Annotated in this window: 18 protein-coding genes; 11 read left to right on the forward strand and 7 right to left on the reverse strand. The window is 37.0% G+C overall.

The genetic code is table 11. The features are described from left to right. Window positions 1-167 precede the first annotated feature (167 nt). The 5 genes from O0931_RS16970 to porW form a co-directional block, all read right to left on the reverse strand. Window positions 168-1535 (reverse strand): DNA/RNA non-specific endonuclease, encoded by a 1368-nt coding sequence (locus O0931_RS16970; RefSeq protein ID WP_269416674.1) that lies wholly within the window; start codon window positions 1533-1535, stop codon window positions 168-170. A 37-nt stretch (window positions 1536-1572) separates the two neighbouring features. Then, window positions 1573-1971, reverse strand: coding sequence for a nuclease A inhibitor family protein (locus O0931_RS16975; RefSeq protein ID WP_269416675.1), 399 nt, complete (start codon window positions 1969-1971; stop codon window positions 1573-1575). 206 nt (window positions 1972-2177) lie between these two features. After that, a complete protein-coding gene (gene uvrC, locus O0931_RS16980) occupies window positions 2178-3980 on the reverse strand; it encodes an excinuclease ABC subunit UvrC (RefSeq protein WP_269416676.1) in 1803 nt (600 codons plus the stop codon). Between the two features lie 179 nt (window positions 3981-4159). After that, window positions 4160-6382: a transglycosylase domain-containing protein gene (locus tag O0931_RS16985; protein ID WP_269416677.1), complete on the reverse strand. Its 2223-nt coding sequence runs from the start codon at window positions 6380-6382 to the stop codon at window positions 4160-4162. Window position 6383: 1 nt separating this feature from the next. After that, the gene (porW, locus tag O0931_RS16990) at window positions 6384-9155 is read right to left on the reverse strand and encodes a type IX secretion system periplasmic lipoprotein PorW/SprE (RefSeq protein ID WP_269416678.1); all 2772 of its coding nucleotides are present in this window, start codon (window positions 9153-9155) and stop codon (window positions 6384-6386) included. A 109-nt stretch (window positions 9156-9264) separates the two neighbouring features. Here porW and O0931_RS16995 point away from each other — a divergent pair, with 109 nt between their 5' ends. The 8 genes from O0931_RS16995 (at window position 9265) to atpG (ending at window position 15798) form a co-directional block, all read left to right on the forward strand. Further along, window positions 9265-9486, forward strand: a complete 222-nt coding sequence (locus O0931_RS16995; RefSeq protein ID WP_269416679.1) for an AtpZ/AtpI family protein — start codon at window positions 9265-9267, stop codon at window positions 9484-9486. A gap of 568 nt (window positions 9487-10054) precedes the next feature. After that, window positions 10055-10324 (forward strand): hypothetical protein, encoded by a 270-nt coding sequence (locus O0931_RS17000; RefSeq protein WP_269416680.1) that lies wholly within the window; start codon window positions 10055-10057, stop codon window positions 10322-10324. 14 nt (window positions 10325-10338) lie between these two features. Continuing rightward, window positions 10339-11463, forward strand: a complete 1125-nt coding sequence (gene atpB / locus O0931_RS17005) for a F0F1 ATP synthase subunit A (protein ID WP_269416681.1) — start codon at window positions 10339-10341, stop codon at window positions 11461-11463. Window positions 11464-11504: 41 nt separating this feature from the next. Further along, the gene (atpE, locus tag O0931_RS17010) at window positions 11505-11720 is read left to right on the forward strand and encodes an ATP synthase F0 subunit C (RefSeq protein ID WP_056087863.1); all 216 of its coding nucleotides are present in this window, start codon (window positions 11505-11507) and stop codon (window positions 11718-11720) included. Window positions 11721-11812: 92 nt separating this feature from the next. Continuing rightward, window positions 11813-12307, forward strand: a complete 495-nt coding sequence (locus tag O0931_RS17015; protein WP_269416682.1) for a F0F1 ATP synthase subunit B — start codon at window positions 11813-11815, stop codon at window positions 12305-12307. 91 nt (window positions 12308-12398) lie between these two features. Beyond that, entirely contained in the window at window positions 12399-12938 is a 540-nt protein-coding gene (gene atpH, locus O0931_RS17020; RefSeq protein ID WP_269416683.1) for an ATP synthase F1 subunit delta, read from the forward strand. Window positions 12939-13163: 225 nt separating this feature from the next. Beyond that, window positions 13164-14738 carry a F0F1 ATP synthase subunit alpha gene (gene atpA / locus O0931_RS17025; protein WP_055912900.1) on the forward strand — a complete coding sequence of 525 codons (1575 nt, stop codon included), beginning with the start codon at window positions 13164-13166 and terminating at the stop codon, window positions 14736-14738. 175 nt (window positions 14739-14913) lie between these two features. Next, on the forward strand, window positions 14914-15798 hold the full coding sequence (gene atpG / locus O0931_RS17030) for an ATP synthase F1 subunit gamma (protein WP_269416684.1): 885 nt from the start codon (window positions 14914-14916) through the stop codon (window positions 15796-15798). A 116-nt stretch (window positions 15799-15914) separates the two neighbouring features. Here the strand turns inward: atpG and O0931_RS17035 are convergent, their stop codons facing one another. Then, complete coding sequence (locus O0931_RS17035) at window positions 15915-16556, reverse strand: PKD domain-containing protein (protein ID WP_269416685.1); 642 nt, start codon at window positions 16554-16556, stop codon at window positions 15915-15917. A 186-nt stretch (window positions 16557-16742) separates the two neighbouring features. On the opposite strand from O0931_RS17035, the gene O0931_RS17040 reads away from it, so the two are divergent. The 3 genes from O0931_RS17040 (at window position 16743) to O0931_RS17050 (ending at window position 19054) form a co-directional block, all read left to right on the forward strand. Continuing rightward, on the forward strand, window positions 16743-17507 hold the full coding sequence (locus O0931_RS17040; RefSeq protein ID WP_269416686.1) for a 5'-nucleotidase, lipoprotein e(P4) family: 765 nt from the start codon (window positions 16743-16745) through the stop codon (window positions 17505-17507). Between the two features lie 58 nt (window positions 17508-17565). Continuing rightward, a complete protein-coding gene (locus O0931_RS17045; RefSeq protein ID WP_269416687.1) occupies window positions 17566-17784 on the forward strand; it encodes a hypothetical protein in 219 nt (72 codons plus the stop codon). A gap of 388 nt (window positions 17785-18172) precedes the next feature. Beyond that, window positions 18173-19054 carry a DUF4349 domain-containing protein gene (locus O0931_RS17050; RefSeq protein WP_269416688.1) on the forward strand — a complete coding sequence of 294 codons (882 nt, stop codon included), beginning with the start codon at window positions 18173-18175 and terminating at the stop codon, window positions 19052-19054. 61 nt (window positions 19055-19115) lie between these two features. Here O0931_RS17050 and ruvC read toward each other — a convergent pair whose 3' ends face one another. Continuing rightward, window positions 19116-19703, reverse strand: a complete 588-nt coding sequence (gene ruvC / locus O0931_RS17055; protein ID WP_269416689.1) for a crossover junction endodeoxyribonuclease RuvC — start codon at window positions 19701-19703, stop codon at window positions 19116-19118. Window positions 19704-19711: the final 8 nt, after the last annotated feature.

Genomic DNA, 19711 nt, shown 5'->3' on the forward strand with positions numbered 1-19711 from the left:
AGTCAATCCAGCTTCAGCTAATAACGTTTTGTCTTTTGATAAACTATACTTTAAAAAGCTAAATAAGAGGATGGCCCTTAAATTAACTTCCTCTTAAATTTTGTCAGGTTCAGATTGACACTCATATTTATTAGACTGCGTCTAATTTGCGTTTAGGGTTAAGCAATCTACAGATTATCAGTAGTTGATTCTATTGCACTTTGTACGGCTGCCGGAACGTTCGATAGAATGTTATATCCTGTTGCGGATTCTACCGCATCAACCGTTGTGCGATATGTTTTCCAATTGGTATTCAGACCGTTTGTATTAGGCATGTTGACCGTAATTACCCTGGTTGATGAAGTGATACGACTTAGATCATTATTGCCATTGGCTAATACAACAATAACTTTCCAGGTATTCGAAGGAACATTAATTCGCCCGTTATCAATTGTGTAAGTTGTACCTCCATTGCTTCCTGTACCGCCTGAGCCATAAGAGCCACAAATTACATATACTTCATTACCTGAAGTTACCAATGAGCGGGTATAATTTTCCAAATCTGCCCATGGACCCTGGTTGTTGTTTGGCGCCTGTGGCATCATATTCGTCATTAAGAAAGTTGAAGAATTTGCGGCTGTTGTTGAAGTTCTGTCGGCTGACGGGCAGTTATGCCCCCGGTCAAAACCAGATCCGGAATAGCTGCTGCTTGATACCTGGTACCAGCCGGATGGTAAGGTGCTGTCAGTTCTGAAATCATCCTGGCGTGATGCAGAGCCTAAATCAGCAGAACCGATGTGCCAGCTAACCCAATTCGGTGTGGCCCTGGATTTACTATATGACATTGAATAGTAGCTACGTTCCATCAAATAATTTTCAGGATAAGAAGTACTGCTTACCGCATTACTTGGATTTCCAAGTAAAAGATGGTTATCATCTCCCGGATTTGTTGGTGGAGTGGTTGTTCCACCTGTTGAAATGCTGAAATCATCTATATTAATTCTGGCAGAACCTCCGCTAATTTTGCGGATTTGAAAGCGCACATTTCCTGAAATAGCGGTATTGAAAGATACCGTCGATAAAGTAGTGGCACTGCTGGTAATCGTATTGCCCGATTGTTGCCAGCTTGATCCACTATTTGTAGAATACCAAAGCTGCCAGGTGCTATTTGCATCAGTACCGTATTTCGCATGCGCTATGCTAACCACGTCGGCTCCATTTACATCAAAATTCATACTTAAAATACCTGTATTACGAATGCGTACAGATTGACTGCCATTTTTTGCATCTGCAGACAGGTTTCCGATTAGTGCATCATTCAGGCTCCAGCTGCCGCTACTTAAAGTTACAGAAGCTGTTGTATAGCTTCCTTTAGTGGCAGATTCAAAACCTTCAGGAAAACCGGCGACTATTGCCTGCACAACGTTTGCAGCCGACTTACTATTTAACTTTTGTTCAAAAAGCGTTGTTTCAGGCTCAATTTGATTTTCTTTTTTACAGGCAGAAAGGCCAATACACATCATGGCCACTAAGCTTAATTTTTTTAATGCTTTCATTGTTTGTTTTAGATTTATTAAATAGGGATTGATTTTCTTAAGTTTCGATGGCAAAAGTTTCGATTGCAATGCAAGTACTGTCAGGCAGATATCCAACTATAAGAACCGGAATTTTTGTTTTGCCTTCGACACGGATAACCTGAATGCCGGAAAGGTTTTGCTTTAAAAAAGAATAGAGTTCTGCTATTTTTTGAGCATTTGCGAGCATTGGTGCATCCGATGCATCAACCTTAGAGATTACATGATTAAAAAAAGTAGCATGATCTAGTATTTTTAAATCAGATAAAGGCACATGATACTGATTTGCGATTTTTTGCTGCAGTTGAGCAGGCGGGATTTTTCCCCAATCGGTCGCCGTAAAATGACTTTCCGATTCGGTAAAATACAATACACCCAACAAAAGCTTGGTGATTGTAGTCAGGATGTTGTTACTCATGTAATTAGGGGTAGATGTTTTATTTAAACAGCCTAATTTATAGAAAAAGTATTTAAATGAAGATAAGCGAAGATTAACATAAGGTTAATAATTACGCCTGAATGTAATGCATACAATGAATTTTCCCTTTTTTAATTAAATCCAAAATGATAACATTTTTTGTGGCTAAGAAGGGCATTAATATTAGTTTTAACAGGTTGGTTGAATCATATGGTTTTAAAATACGCCTGCAACGTAATTATTTGTTTTTTATTGAGGATGTCTGCCAATTCCTGTGCTGTTGCCTCTTTAATCTTCTTAACAGATTTAAAATGCGTTAATAACTTATCTGCGGTGTTTTTGCCAATGCCTTCAATTTGTTCAAGCTCAGTTTTAAGGGTACCCTGATCACGTTTTTTGCGGTGAAAAGTAATACCAAAACGGTGGGCTTCATCACGGAGTTGCTGAATTACTTTTAATGTTTCGGATTTCTTATCCAGATAGAGGGGGTATGAATCTCCGGGGTAGAACAATTCTTCCAGTCTTTTTGCAATACCAATTATCGTTACTTTATTTTCAATTCCAAGCAGTTTTAAACTCTTTACTGCTGATGATAGCTGGCCCTTACCACCATCAATTATGATTAACTGGGGTAACGGTTGATTTTCATCTAACATTCTTCTGTAGCGACGGAAGACAGCTTCTTCCATGGTAGCGAAATCATTTGGACCCTCAACAGTTTTCACGTTAAAATGGCGGTAATCTTTTTTAGATGGTTTAGCATCTTTGAAAACGACAATGGCCGAAACCGGGTATTTCCCCTGGAAATTGGAGTTATCGAAACATTCTATGTGCTTAGGAAGTTGCGTTAAGCGTAAATCCTTCTGCATGGTTGTCAGAATGCGGTCGGTGCGTAAATCTGGATTTAACTTTTCGTACTGATTTAGTTTTTCTTTCTTAAAAAATAAAACATTCTTTTGGGATAACTCTAAAAGTTTCTTCTTCTCCCCAAGTTTTGGTACCGTAAAACGCAAACTTTCATCTTCCAGCGAAGGCTCAAAAGGCACGATAATTTCTCTTGAAGTACTGCTGAATTTTGTTCTGAAATCGAGTAAAGCCAGCGTTAAAATTTCATCATCGCTTTCATCTAACTGCTTTTTAACCTCAATAGTCTGCGTTTGAATGATTGTTCCATTCATTACTTTCAGGTAATTCACAAAGGCATATCGCTCATCAGAAGCAATACTGACCACATCAACATTGGTAATCGCACTATTTACAACGGTTGATTTACTTTGGTATTTTTCCAAAACCTGTAACCTTCTCGAGTACTGGTGCGCCAATTCGAAATTCAGTTCTTCCGAAGCTGTTTTAATAATGTTTTTAACATCACGGATAACATTACCTATTTTGCCGTTAAGAATTTCTTTTATTTCACTGATGTTTTTATCGTAATCACTTTCGGTTTGATAGGCCTGGCATGGCCCCTTGCAATTTCCTATCTGATATTCCAGGCAAACCTTAAATTTTCCTTCGGCAATATTTTTATCGTTTAAGGGTAAAGAGCAGGTTCTTAGCGGATAGGTTTCCTTTATCAAATCCAGTATGGTATGCATCATACCTATGGAGCCGTAGGGGCCGAAATAGGTTGAGCCGTCTTTAATGACTTTCCTTGTCCAGTAAATTCTGGGGTAATTTTCATTTTTAACGATAATCCAGGGATAAGTTTTATCATCTTTTAAATTGATGTTAAACTTAGGCTGATGTTTCTTGATTAAGCTGTTTTCCAGTAACCAGGCATCAATTTCAGTATCAACAATCGTAAAAGTTATCTTCCTGATTTTAGAAACGAGCACGCGGGTTTTACCGTTGAATTGATTCTTATCACTATTGAAATAAGAGCCAACCCGATTCCGCAGATCTTTTGCTTTTCCGATATACATTAACTTCCCGTCTGCATCCCAGTATTGGTACACACCCGGTTTATGTGGAATCGCGGTTAATGCTGTTTTATGATCGAAACTGCTCATTTAAATACAAAAATAGGATTCCAAAGTGAAAATCTATCTTTTAAAAGGATGGGAAAAATTGATATAAAATTTGCTTCAATGTAACTATCAAAAAAGACTGATTTTTTAAACCAAATCTTTATGTAACAAAAAATATTTTTTTAAGCCAACACGCAAATATTTAAAAAACTAGTTTAATCTTAAAAACCAAGCTTCTCATCTAATTCTGTCGTTCCTTCTTCCTCCTTTTGATATTGATTACAATCAAATACAATTGAAACGCCCGATTTTGGCGCTTCAAAATCAGCATGACTGATTTTTAATTTGGGGTTTGCATAAACTCTTTTTATAAAGCCTGCAAAAATAGGAAGGGCCGTGTTTGCACCTTCACCCTGATTGGTGCTGATAAAATGGAAAGCCCGGTCTTCACAACCTGTCCAGATACCGGTAACCAGTTGAGGCGTAACGGCCATAAACCAACCATCAGAGTTATTCTGGGTTGTGCCTGTTTTACCGCCGATTGGAGCATTAACCTTATATTTATAATTCAACCGCGATCCTGTACCGTTCGTTACCACACCTTTAAGCATTCTCGTCATCACATAGGCAACCTCTTCACTCATAATCGGTTTCGGTATTGGTTTCTGAGAAAAGAGCACCACGCCATTTTTATCTTCAATCCTTAATAAATAAACAGGCTGCGTATAAACGCCTTTATTGGCGAAGGCTCCATAGGCGCCAACCATATTGTATACGGAGGCATCAAAGGAGCCCAGGCAGATTGATGGGTAAGCAGGTACGTTCGGTATACCCATTTTAGTCGCCAGGTTGGCAACCGCTACCGGACCAACCTGTTTCATCAGGTATGCCGTGACATAGTTTTGAGAATAAGCAAGGGCTTTTTGTAAAGTTATGGCACCTTCCAGCGGTTTTCCGGAAGATCTGGGTGTGTACGGTTCGCCGTAACCTTCTATGGTTACAGGTACATTTGGAACGGTTAAACATGGCGAAAAACCATTTTCTACCGCAACCGCATAGGTAAAGGGTTTTGCTGTAGAACCCACCTGGCGTGTACCCATTTTTACCTGATCATATTTAAAATGCTCGTAATTGATGCCGCCAACCCAGGCTTTTACATATCCGGTTGTCGGGTCCATACTCATCATCGCATTGCGTAAAAGCATTTTATAATAACGTACAGAATCGATCGGTTTCATGGTGGTATCAACATTTCCTTTCCAGGTAAAAATGGTCAAGTCTGTTGGTGTATTAAATTCTGTTTTAATTTCTTCATCGGTTTTACCATCAAGTTTGGCAGCCTTATAACGGTCAGAACGTTTAATGCCCTGTTCAATTTGCAGTGCCTTATCCTTAAACGGATTTCTTCCTTTCCAGCTATTCAGGAACTGCGCCTGAAGTATTTTCATATATTCTTTCTGAGCGGCTTCGGCATATTCCTGCATATCGTAGTTTAAAGTTGTATAAATCTTTAAACCATCGCGATCCAGGTCGTAAGAAGTTCCATCAGGTTTTGTAATCCCTTGTTCTTCAAAAATGCTTTTAATATCATTTTTTAAAACCGACCTGAAATAGGGCGCAATGCCGTCGTTAACCGTTGCTGCATTAAAGTGAAGATTTAACGGAGTTTCTTTTTCCTCATCGAATTGTTGCTGCGTTAAGAAATCAGATTTAACCATCATCGCCATAACCGTGTTCCTTCTTGCTTTGGAACGTTCGGGATTTCGGGTTGGAGAATACATGGTAATGCCTTTTTGCATACCAACTAAAGTTGCGGCCTGAGGAACGGTTAATTTATCCGGTGTGGTATTGAAGTAAACCCTTGCAGCCGATTTAATTCCATAAGCCTGATTGCCGAAATCAACCGTATTTAAGTACATGGTGATGATTTCTTCTTTGGTGTAATTCCTTTCCAGTTTAACCGCAACCACCCATTCTTTAAACTTTTGCATCACGCGTTTAAAAAAGTTTCGCTGTCTGCCTTCTTCAGAAAATAAATTCAACGCCAATTGCTGCGTAATGGTACTGCCACCTTGTTTTTTGCCAATTAAGTTGTAGCCGATAATGGTAAAAGTACGCTGGAAGTCAATTCCGGAGTGATCCTTAAAACGGGTATCTTCTGTGGCAATCAGGCCGTTGATTACATTCGGTGAAATCTCTTTATAAGTAACATTCGAACGGTTCTGAACGAAGTAAGTTCCGAGTGTTCTGCCATCTTCGGCGATAATTTCTGAAGCCTGATTGCTTTTCGGATGCTCAATATCTCTGAATGAAGGCAGGCTGCCAAAAAGGCCGAACCCTATCATGGAAATAAAAATGGTAAATATTGCAATACCGCCGATTACAATTTTCCAAATTCGAAGATTATATCTTTTAATATCGGCTGCAGAAAGGGATTTGTTCATTTTAATAATTGTTTTTGTAAAACTCCAGATATTCGTTAACACGAGTTCTATCCGTTAGTTTTTCGAAATTTTCTTTACTGATGATGAAGGATTTATACTTTGTTGCCGGCACTTTCATTATATTTTTCAGCTGGCCTTTAATACTTTCTTCATAAATTTTAGCATCTTCCAAATCAACAAAACTGGTTACATAAATTAACTGGTCGTCATCTAACTCCACCAATTTATGAGCCAAGTCATTATCCGGATAATTGCCGCGATTGAATTGGCCTATACCAAATCTGGAAGAGCTCAAAGTTAAGGAAGCATCGGCAACATCTATCACATAATAATAGGTATTTGAGGTTGCCGTACTAAATATGCTTAGCGGTTTAGCGGCATCGGCTTTATTTTCTGCCGGTTTTTCGATAGTTTTGGTTACGACTTCCTTCTTTTCAGGGGTAACAGCGGCATTAATATTTTCTATCGGCTTAGGTTTAATATCTGCCGGTTTAGATTGGCTCACAAATCTTGGTTCGTTCGAATCAAAATCGACTAAAGCAACAGGTCTTTGTTTAAATTCTTCCAGGTTGGCTTCAATGTATTTTAAATGATCGCGTACCAGGGGTGTTATAATGAGATCATTCGGATAAAGCGTTGTAATTAAATTGAATTCGGTTAAAAGTGCATTAACTTTCGAGGTTCTGCCGATGGCGATGGCCTTCAGGTAGGCATATTGAGGCGCTAAATCATTATTCGGATAAGCAGCTATGTTGTCGTTTGATTGTTTAATAACGCTCGGGTAATCCTTTTTTGCATAAGCATCGAAAGCAAGATTATAGCTTTGATTAATGGCATTTTCCAATGCATCTTGTTTCGACGAATACGATGGATCAAGAATGGTTTTCGCAAAATTGGATTCGGGGAATTTTGTTAAAACCAACTGGCGATATTCGCTCGCTTTGCCCTCTTCATTGCCTTTATAATTCAAGTATAGGCTGTAATAAATCGCAGCAAGATGATTATTGTCAGGAAAACGTTTGAGCAACTCCAGGTAAACTTTATTCGCTTCATCTTTATCATTTAACTCCTGCTGATAAAAACTCGCTATTTCAAAGTAAGCATCGATAATTTTTTGATTTGATGCAGCAACCAATGCAGGTGTTAATGGTAAAGCATCTGAAAATTGTTTTTCTACTGAGGTTTGATCTGCTAAAGCATTCGCCGTATTATTAATTGGTGTAATGCCATTCGCTATATTTCCGCCTGCTAAAACCTGATTGGTTTCCTGTGCTGAAGTACGCACACTCTGGCGCCAGTTGTCTTCCAGTGGCCGGTTTCCCCATCGCTTTTTAAAATCTGCAAAACCATTACTAATCGCTGCATTATTATTAAAATAAAATGTACTAGCTGTTGTTCCGCTACTGGCAGAAACACTTACGCTTTGCGCAGGGAAACCAGAACTATTTAAGGATTGGACATTCGTGTTTGGAATTGTTGAAACCTCGACTTTAGGTCTTAGATATTCTTTTATTTTAGCTGCTCTTTCTGTTTCCGGTAACCTTGCAATGGCCTGCAAAGTATCTTCTTTTGAAATTAGGGTATATCTGTCAGATAAATACTGAAGATTTTGTGATTTTTTAACAATATTATCGTAATCGGGGAAGCCCTTAGGCATAATGTTTACCGTGCTGTCGTAATATGCTTTAGCTTTAATGTAATTTTTAAATTCATTAAAATTTAGATCGGCAATTCTTAAATAGGAAAGTGCTTTTTGATTTACATTTTTTATGCTTTTTTGTGCCGATTTTTGATAATTTTCTTCTGCCTTTGCAAAGTTGCTTTCTTTCGAAAATAGTTCGCCAACCTGGTAATAAATCTGGTCTGTGTAATCGGTATTCTTATCATCTTTTAATAAAGCCAGCAGCGCCTTATCTTCATTTATTTTATACCCGCTTATTAAAGCACGAACTTTTATACGCTGCAGATTTGCATGGAAATACAATTCAAATGGCGCATTACTGTTTTCAACCTTCGTATAATTAATAAATGCATTTTGGAAGTCATTTTCTTTTTCCTGCAACTGGGCAAGGATATATTGCCAGCGAATTCTTAACTGTTTTTCATCTGCATTTTTTATTGCCGATTCCAGTAATAAGATGGCTTCTTTATTTCTTTTTTGATAAATGCGCATCTGTGCTGTGGTCGCTAAAGGCTCAGGTAAATCCTTTTTCAATTCATCCTGAGCACGCAACATGGTGTCCAGAATTTTATCTGCATATGCCATATTATTTAACTCCATCTGGCTTCTGGCTTTCCAGTTCATAGCCATAATGAAGGTTTTTAAATTGCTGCTGTAGGTTTTAGCAGTATAATCGAAATATTCTGATGCAATAAAATAATTACCTTTTAAATAATTTGCTTTACCTAAAAGCATATAAGCATCATCTATATAATTACTAAAGCTTTTCTCGTTGATAATCGTTTGACCTTTAAAAATAATTTCATCAAGGGGTTTGTTTGCAGCGCCTGGGGTTAAGGTTAAAGTAAGCTGTGGCTCCGGATCTAAATAAACAGACAGGATTTTCTCGTAATTATCAGAATAAGTTTGCAACAAACCTTCGTTGTATTCTGTTAATAAAACATTTGAGTTATATATATAGTTATACCTAGCCGTTAAGTTTTGCATCTTACGGTCTACGGCAGTATCTTTATTGGCCACGCAGCCACAAATAAAAAGACTGCTTAAAATGAAAATTAAGAAATATAAGGCTTTTCTGATGTTATTTTTCAAGTATAAAAAATCGCGTTAGTTATAATATAATAAACAAATTTTAAGTAAAAATATTTTACCAGGCAACAAATTTAATTATTCAAAGTTAACTTAATTATTGCATTAAAAAATGGGAAACCCTAAAGATGAAAATGGCGGAAAAAAGGCTAATGCAGCGGTGAAATACTCGGCTATAGGTTTTCAGATGATTGCGACTATCGGGTTGTTAACTTTTATAGGCTACAAAATAGATGAACATCGAGGGAGCAAAACCAATATCATAACAGCAGTTTTTGCCCTTGCAGGGGTTGGTATTGCTTTATATCAGGCGATCAGGCAGGTTACGAGATAAATTGCTTTATTATTGAATTGTTAAATGGTTTTATTGCTGAAAGTTCATATCGGTTGGTAGTTTTCAGTTAATCGTTTTCAATTTTGTTGCGGAAAATATAAACAATTTTACAATTCGCTCAATTAACAAATTAGGCTGTTAGCCTGTATCCGTTTAACAATTAAGCAATCAAACAATCAGAACAATTTTTTTCAGCTAACCTACCAACACAATAATTCAAACAGTTATCCATTTTAAATTTTTATTAGGCATTTTTTGTTTTCAGTTGACAGTTTTCAGTTCACCAAATTATCAATTAAGCAGTATCTTAAAATTAGGCTTTTTGTATCCGTTAACCACTTAATCGATTTAAACAGTTAAGCAACCTAATAAATTCGCTCCTGCACTAGTTACTTGATGCTAAAATCTTATCTTTGCCGGAGTTTTTATTTGCAAATAAATTATTCCATTGACGCTAGCCAAATTTACCAGTTCCTATTTAATATTTGTTGGGCTTTTAATCGGCATTATCGCTGCTTTACCCATGTTATTTCCTGATACGCAGCTTTTCGTTAAAAACTTTTGGCTCATGTTCAGTTTTCTGGCAGGCATAACTTTTATAGCTTATGTACTTGTCGATATCGGCATAAAACGCGATCCGGAAGTCGGTATTATGGCCATTATGGGATCAATTGCAGTGAAGATGATTTTTTGTATGGCTTTTGTGCTGATTTACAGTATAAAAGAGAAGGGAATAGGTGTTGTATTTCTCCTAAATTTTTTTTCTTTATATTTATTGTTTTCAGTCTTTGAAATATACTGTTTGTTACGTAACTTGCGCCACCAAAATTTAAAGTAAAAATCTGCCAATAAATGGATTGTAACCAAGTTTTAGTATCAAAAGTTAAGAAGGTAATTGTTGTTTTTACGCTTTTAATCGCGTTTTTATCTATCAAAATTGATACTTTCGCTCAAGTTGATAGTGCTGTTATTCCTGTTGATAGCGTTGTAGCTGAATCTGCTGAAGCAGTTTCCGGTCAGCATGGTGCCGTAGAACATGGTAAAGAGAAATTCGAGCCTACTAAGGTAATTATGGAGCACATTGCCGATTCGCACATGTGGCATCTATGGGGTCATACTTCATTACCGCTTCCGGTAATTTTATATACAAATGGTGGTTTAGAAGTTTTCTCTTCAGGTAATTTTCACCATGGCGAACATGATTATGTTGGTAAATACAATACTTACCGCTTAGAAGAAGATCATATTAAAGTGGTTGGTGCTGATGGTAAAATCGATGAAGAAGCATCTGTTCTGGATTTCTCTATTACTAAAAATGTTGCAGCAATGTTTGTTGCAATATTGGTTATTTTGATCGTATTTATTTCGGTTGCGGGTGCTTACAAAAAACGTGTTGGTAAATCTCCGAAAGGTTTGCAGTCTTTCATTGAGCCAATAATTATTTTCGTAAGGGATGATATTGCCAAACCAAACATTGGTCATAAATATGCGAAATTCATGCCGTATTTATTAACTACGTTTTTCTTTATTCTGTTTAACAATATTTTTGGTCTTATCCCGATTTTTCCCGGTGGTGCAAACGTTACGGGTAATATTGCTTTAACTTTTGTTATGGCTTTAGGTACAATGATTATCGTTAACATAAACGGTAACAAATATTACTGGAAGCACATCTTTAAGCCTGATGTTCCATTCTGGTTGTATCCGATTATGATTCCTGTTGAGTTAATCGGTATCATTTCAAAGCCGTTCGCTTTAATGATTCGTTTATTTGCAAACATTACGGCAGGTCACATTATCGTATTAAGTTTAATTTCCTTAATATTTATTTTCGAAACATTGGCTATTGCTCCGGTTTCAGTTGCATTCGTTTTATTTATGGATGTGTTAGAATTGTTAGTGGCATTTTTACAGGCCTTTATTTTTACATTACTTACTGCCTTATTTATTGGTATGGCAGTAGAAGAACATCATTAACAGAAAACTATTTTTTACAATTAATATAAATTAAATTAGTTATGGTAGGTTCAATCGCGGCAATCGGTGCCGGTTTAGCAGTAATCGGTGCAGGTATCGGTATCGGTCAAGTAGGTGGTAAAGCAATGGAAGGTATTGCTCGTCAGCCGGAAGCTGCATCAAAAATTCAGACTGCAATGATTATCGCTGCTGCCCTTATTGAGGGTGCTGCTTTATTCGGTGTAGTAGTTGCATTATTAGGTAACAATCCTCAGTAATTCAAACTGAAAAAAAATTAGATAGAGTATTTAACGATTGGTTATTTACTCTATCTTAATTAACAAGATTAAGATTAAAAAAATTAGATAAAATGGATTTAGTAACCCCAAGCATAGGATTGGTTTTTTGGACATCATTAGCATTTATCTGCTTATTGATTTTACTTAGAAAGTTTGCATGGAAACCTATTTTAGGTGCGATTCACGAACGTGAGCAGAGCATTGATGAGGCATTGAACAAAGCAGAGTTAGCCAAACAGGAAATGGCTCGTTTAACTGCTCAAAATCAGGATTTGATGCAACAAGCCCGTGCTGAACGCGACGAAATCTTAAAGGAAGCTAAAACCTTGAAAGATGGTATCTTGAATGAAGCTAAAAAACAAGCTCAGGTTGAAGGTTCGAAATTAATTGAAAAAGCTAAAATCGAAATCGAAAACCAAAAGAAAGCGGCGCTAGCTGAAGTTAAAGACCAGGTTTCTACATTATCGTTAGAAATTGCTGAACGTGTTTTACGTACGCAGTTAGATGATAAATCCAAACAGGAAGCTTTAGTGGCTAACTTGTTAAAAGACGTTGAATTAAACTAGTTTTGAGAAAATAGATTTGAGACACCAGATATAGATTTGAGATTTGTTCTCAAATCTTCCATTTTACATCTCACATCTTACACCTAAAAATATGTCAGAAATAAAAGTTGCAAGCAGATACGCCAAATCATTAATAGACTTAGCCGTTGAAAATAACGCGCTGGAAGCTTCTTATAATGACATGGTTTTGTTTGAGAAAGTGGTTGATGAAACCCCTGAACTGGAAGCAATATTAAAGAACCCGATTGTTCCTTTGGACAAAAAGACTGGTATTTTAAATGGTGTTTTTGCCGATAAAGTAAATAAGTTAACCATCGCTTTCTTCAAGATTGTTGTGAATAAAGGCCGGTCATCTATCTTATTTGCTACTGCAAAACAATTTGTACAACAATATAACTTAATAAAAGGAATTGTTACTGCTGATGTAACTACGGCAACCGCTTTAAGTGCTGCAGCTAAAGAACAGATTGTTGCCATTGTAAAAAGAGAATTAGGCGCTAATGAGGTTATTGTTAAAGAAAAAATTGACGAAAAACTAATTGGCGGTTTTGTTTTAAAGGTTGGTGATAAGCAGTTTGATGCAAGTATTGCCAGCGGATTAAGTAAACTAAAAAAGGAATTTGCGCATTAGAAGTATTTAGTATCAAGTATCAAGATTGAAAACTGGCATTTGAAAATTGCAATTTACGATTTGAGAGATACTGAAATAACAGAAGAACTACAGCGCTAAAATATATAAACCCGATTGGCAGCGATAGGCTTTGAAGCTGAAAGCAAAAAGACTAAAGCAAAAAGCGGGACCAGAATAACAAAAGAACTACAAGATTTACATTTACAAAAAGATATAATTAAAATTATGGTAGAGGTAAGACCAGACGAAGTATCGGCAATTATAAGACAGCAATTGGCGGGCTTTAAATCAGAAACCGAACTGGAAGAAGTTGGTACCGTGTTGCAAGTGGGCGACGGTATTGCCCGTGTTTACGGTTTAACTAAAGTTCAATCGGGAGAGTTGGTTGAATTTGCGAATGGCCTGCAAGGCATTGTATTAAACCTTGAAGAAGATAACGTTGGTGTGGTACTTTTGGGTGCATCTGACGAGATAAAAGAAGGTGATACAATTAAACGTACCAAAAAAATTGCCTCTATTAAAGTTGGTGAAGGTATGCTTGGCCGCGTGGTGAACACTTTAGGAGAGCCTTTAGATGGTAAAGGTCCAATCTTAGGTGAAACTTATGAAATGCCTTTAGAGCGTAAAGCACCGGGTGTAATTTATCGTCAGCCGGTAAATGAGCCTTTACAAACTGGTATCAAAGCAATCGATGCAATGATTCCAATCGGTCGTGGTCAACGTGAGTTGGTTATTGGCGACCGTCAGATTGGTAAAACTGCCGTTTGTATCGATACCATTATCAACCAAAAAGAATTTTATGAAGCAGGCCAGCCGGTGTTCTGTATTTATGTGGCTATCGGTCAGAAAAACTCTACCGTTGCCAACATTGTACGTACACTAGAGGAAAATGGCGCTTTACCATATACAGTTGTTGTTGCTGCTTCGGCTGCTGATCCTGCTCCGATGCAGTTTTATGCGCCGTTTGCTGGTGCTGCAATTGGTGAGTTTTTCCGTGATACAGGCAGACCGGCTTTAATTGTTTATGATGATTTATCTAAACAAGCTGTTGCTTACCGCGAGGTGTCTCTATTACTTCGTCGTCCACCGGGCCGTGAGGCATATCCGGGTGATGTGTTCTATTTACATAGTCGTTTGTTAGAAAGAGCTGCAAAAATTAACGCGAATGATGATATTGCAAAAGCGATGAATGATTTACCTGAGTCGATTAAACATATCGTTAAAGGTGGTGGTTCATTAACTGCTTTACCGATTATCGAAACCCAAGCGGGCGACGTTTCTGCATATATTCCAACTAACGTAATTTCGATTACGGATGGTCAGATTTTCTTAGAGTCGAATTTGTTCAACTCCGGTATTCGTCCGGCGATTAACGTAGGTATCTCGGTATCGCGTGTGGGTGGTAACGCTCAAATCAAATCGATGAAAAAAGTAGCAGGTACTTTAAAGTTAGATCAGGCTCAATACCGCGAGTTAGAGGCCTTCTCTAAATTCGGTTCTGACTTGGATGCTGCAACGAAATCGGTTTTAGATAAAGGTGCACGTAACGTGGAAATGTTGAAACAAGCGCAGTTCTCTCCATTTACTGTTGAGAAACAAGTTGCAATTGTTTATGCTGGTACTAAAAACTTAATGCGCAGCGTTCCGGTGAATAAGGTTAAAGAATTTGAAACTGAATTTTTAACTCAATTGGAATTACGTCATCCGGAAACTTTAGCGGCTTTAAAGGCTGGTAAATTTGATGACAGCATTACCGGTGTTTTAGATACTGTAGCAAAAGAGATTTCAAGTAAATACTAATAAGTATAAAGTAGTTAGTATCAAGTATCAAGAAAGGGTAAAAGCCTAATCTTGATACTTATTACTGATGAAATAAGATAGATTAATTAGATACAGGTTAGCGAGTTTCAAGTATTAACACAGGATGAAAATCCAATCTTGATACTTGATACTTAATACTCGATACTAAAAAAGAATGGCTAATTTAAAAGAAGTAAGAAACCGGATTGCATCGGTACAATCGACCCAGCAGATTACCAAAGCTATGAAAATGGTTTCGGCTGCGAAGTTGAAACGTGCGACTAATGCAATTATCGCTTTACGTCCTTATGCAACTAAACTGAAAGAAATTTTAGGAAATCTTTCGGCAAGTTTAGAGGGTTCTTCGTCACCTTTTATTCAGGAGCGTGAACCTAATAAGGTTTTAATTGTAACGGTATCATCTAACCGTGGTTTGGCTGGTGCTTTTAACATGAACGTAATTAAGGCGGCCAACAATTTAATTGCCGAGAAATATAGCGAACAGTTAAAAAACGGTAACGTAAGTATTATCTCTATTGGTAAGAAAACGCAGGATTTTTACGAAAAACGTAAATACAATGTTATTGGTAACAATAACGAAGTATACTCGGCCCTGACTTTCGAAAACGTAACCAAAATTACGGATTTGATTATGGCTGGTTTTATTAAAGGTGAGTTTGATAAAGTAGAAGTGGTTTACAACCGTTTCAGAAATGCAGCAGTTCAATTTATTACCACTGAACAATTGTTGCCTTTGCCAAAAGCAGAGCCGGCCGCTGCAGATGCGAAAACTGCAAATGTAGATTACATTTTAGAACCTTCGCAAGAAGAAATCGTAGAAGAGTTAATCCCTAAATCGATTAAAATTCAGTTATATAAAGCAGTATTAGATTCTCATGCATCTGAACACGGCGCACGTATGACATCAATGGATAAAGCAACTGAAAATGCTGGTGAATTATTAAAAGCCTTAAAACTTTCTTATAACCAGGCTCGTCAGGCAGCAATCACAACTGAATTAACAGAGATTGTAAGTGGTGCAGCCGCATTGAACGGATAACTTCAACTTTCATCCTGAGCTTGTCGAAGGATTAAATATAAAACCCATTTCTTAATAGAAATGGGTTTTTTTATGCTCCAACTAATTTAAACTTAAAATTAGATATTTTACTTTCGCTACAGCTTCTCTAAAGTTGAGCTAATGCCTGTTTCTCCGTGAATTCCAAGTTGGATTTTACTCTTATTATCTACAGTAAGAATATTGTGTCTTGAATCCTTTTGCCAAAACATATCATCAAAACGAAAAGCTTTGCCTTTCGTGATACCACTGATATTTGTAACATGCAGAAGATTTCCTGTAACTTGTAATTTAACAAAAATAGTATCAGAAATCGCATTTGGTTTTAATATAGATTTAACAGTATTTTGAGGAAGGTTAACATAAGAATCTAAGTTCATTTCGAAACTGCTGTTATTTTTTATTTGATAACTTATATCTCCGGGAAACACTCTTATTTTGGTTTTAGAAGTATTGCCGGCTACTGTTAGCGAAATCTCAAAAACTCCGGATTTTTTATACCTGTGTTCTGCCTTACTTCCTTTAACTTCGACTGAGCCATCGCCATAATTCCAAATGTAATTGTCGGCTCCGGTAGAATCCTGAGCAGCTAAAACAACAGCTTGAGTTAAATAAATTGATTTGTTTTCTACCCTAAATTCAGTAGTACTGATTTCAGGAATTCGATAAGGCTGCTTCTTACAAGCAACAAGGCAAATCAGCGCAATAGCCAGCCCTGGCAGTAAATTTTTGGTTTTCATATTAATGATTTTATTTGTGTGTGCTTAAAAATAGTAAAATCTTATAACTAAGGATTTAATAATTAAGTGAATGGTGTAAATTATTTGTGGTTTAAATGTAATTGCTTGATAGTTAGTTTAATTAAATCAATGTAAATCTATTGCGCATAAAAAGGAGTTAATATCTTTGTTTATTGATATCCGGTTATGAAAAAATACATCTTTACCATTTTATCGCTTATTCCATTTTTTGTAAATGCCCAGTCTCCGGCCAGAGATTATACAAATGCCGTACTTTGGCAACAAACATCAGGTGAATACAGCGCATTATGTTTTCAGGCCTATAACTTTGCCCGTTTATCCTTAAAAGAAGCTTTGTGGGCAGATACAAGTAAAAAGCCTAATTGTATAATTGTTGATATTGATGAAACGGTATTGGATAACTCGCCCTTCCAGGGACATGAGATTAAGAAAGGCCTGAGCTATAATCAGGCAGATTGGACGGAGTGGACTAGTTTGGCTAAGGCGGATACCGTTCCTGGTGCATTGTCTTTTTTGAAATTTGCAGCATCTAAGAATATTGAAACCTTTTATTTGAGCAATCGCGATGAAAAGGATTATGCCGCAACTTTAAAAAACCTGCAGGCTTTTGGCTTTCCTTATGCCGATGATGCGCACCTTCTGGTTTCGAAAGGAACTTCAAACAAAGAACCTCGTCGCCGGCAAATCGCCGAATCGCATAACATTTTGATGCTTTGCGGCGATAATTTGAGTGATTTCAGTAATGTTTTTTATCGTGAACAAAAGAATACTTTCGAGCAAGTGAATCAAAATCAAAACCTTTTTGGCGTTAAATATATTGTATTGCCAAACCCGATGTATGGTGATTGGGAAAAGCCTTTATACAAAGGGGAAAATTTAACAGATAAGAATAAAGCAAAACAACGTTTAGAGCGATTAAAAAGTTACTAAACATATATAATTATTCAGCAATAAGTATTACTTTTGCTGCATCATAAAAATAAACATTATGGAGAACAGCGAATTAAAGCACAATACAGAAAGTATGAAAACGGCTAACCAGCCAGGGATTTATAAAATGATGATTTTTGGTGTACTGGTTTGTATGGTTGGTACTTATGCACGTTTTGCATTCGACTCTTGGGTTTTATCTTTAGTTTCATGGATTGTTCTTTTCATCGGGGCAATTATTAGTATTAAAGGTGTATTCAAAATTTTAGACGCATAAAATATTTTCTCTCTAAATACAAGAGCCAATTATGTTAGTTACATAATTGGCTTTTTTATTAATTCTTTTTTTTTGAAAAGCAGGGTTCTGTACACATCGGCTTCGAAAGTCCTGCCATCCACTTTACTCACCCATTAGAAAAAATGGGTTCGTGCCCGTTCCTGTCAGGTTTATTTTACCCGGGTCTATCCGGCTATCACACTACGAAGCGCCTCATAACGCGAACTGAAAACTGCCAGTTGAAACCTGCTAACTGAGATCGGGTTACCTAATTTAATTTTCTGTATAAAGGGAAAATAAGACGTGATAAACTAATGGAAAAGCGTCTGACTTCTAATGGCCATTTGAAGCAATATTAAAATGATTAAATTTTTAGAACCACAAAATCATGAAAAGGAATATTATTGCTATGGCCATTATTGTAACAATCTTCGGTTGCAATAGCGAAAAAAAAGACTACGCTAGTTCAGGTAAAGCTGAAATGGCAGATAGTATTACAGCAGATACACTGCCTGTTGAAAAGATTATAAAAACTGCCGATATGCGCTTTCGTGTTAAGGATGTTCAGAACACTAAAGAGCAACTTAGCAAACGCATCAAGGCAGAAGGCGGCATCATTGCCGAATTTTCTATCGAAAGTGTTATTCAGGAAACTGATAAAATAAAACAATCTGCCGATTCACTAAAAGAAATTACTTCTTACCGTACCGAAGGTTACCTGGTCGCTAAAATACCATCAGAAAAGCTGGATGAATTTACTAATGTTATTTCTAAAATGGCCGTGTTTGTTAACAGCGCTTCCATGAAAATAGATGATCAAAGCCTTACTTACCTCGCAAACGAATTGAAAGCACAAAACAGGGTCGAAGCCATTGATAAAATTAATGAAGTTGCGAATAAGAAAAGTGACAATGTAGAATCATCGCTTTACATTAAGGATGATTATATCGATAAGAAAATCGAAAATAGGCAAATTGATAATCGCGTGAAGTTTAGTACAATAACGCTTAATTTTTATCAGGATAATACCGTAAAAACATTGGTTGTTGGCAATGATAACCTGTACGATTATCGGCCAGCTTTTTTAAACCGGTTATGGCTTAGCATTTTAAACGGGTGGACATTATTTTTGGAGTTAATTCTTGCGCTGGCTAATTTATGGATGCTGATTCTTATCGGCGTTGCTGCATTTTTCATCATCAGGTATTTTTTAAGGAAGAATAAACTGGCGATGGAGCAGGCCACAAAAAATCTGGTTGATAATATATAATAGTATCAATGTCGAATTACCGCTTTGCATTAAATTGCCGTTTGGCTTGAGCCGACGGCAATTATTTTTTTGCCTTAACTGCCAACCCCTTTACTTTAGTTTTATTATCGCTTACAAAAGATTCCCAGCCCGAATAGGTTTTTGATTTACCACCGGAAGTTATTTTCTGAAAAGAATGACAAACGGCAACGGCTAAACCATCCGTCGCATCCAGAAATTCAGGCGTTTCTTTAAAATTTAACAAACGCTGTAACATGGCAGCTACTTGTTCTTTAGTGGCATTTCCATTGCCCGTAATCGATTGTTTTATTTTGCGGGGCGAATATTCTGTTACCGAAATACTCCTCGAAAGTGCGGCTGCAATGGCTATACCCTGTGCCCGGCCTAACTTTAAAAGCACCTGAATATTTTTTCCGTAAAATGGTGCTTCAATAGCCAGAACATCAGGTTTGTATTGGTCGATAAGTACAATCGTCTTTTCGAAAATGCGCTGAAGTTTTAAAAAAGGATCGTCAAGGTGTGTCATCTTAACAACGCCTAAGCTGATTAGTTCCGTCTTATTCCCTTTCTCCAAAATTACGCCATAACCCATTACCGCAGTACCCGGGTCGATGCCCATAATTATCCGCTCCTTTTTTTCGTTCAACATTACAGCAA

The organism is Pedobacter rhodius (assembly GCF_027213645.1).
In the GTDB taxonomy this organism is placed as follows: Bacteria; Bacteroidota; Bacteroidia; order Sphingobacteriales; family Sphingobacteriaceae; genus Pedobacter; species Pedobacter rhodius.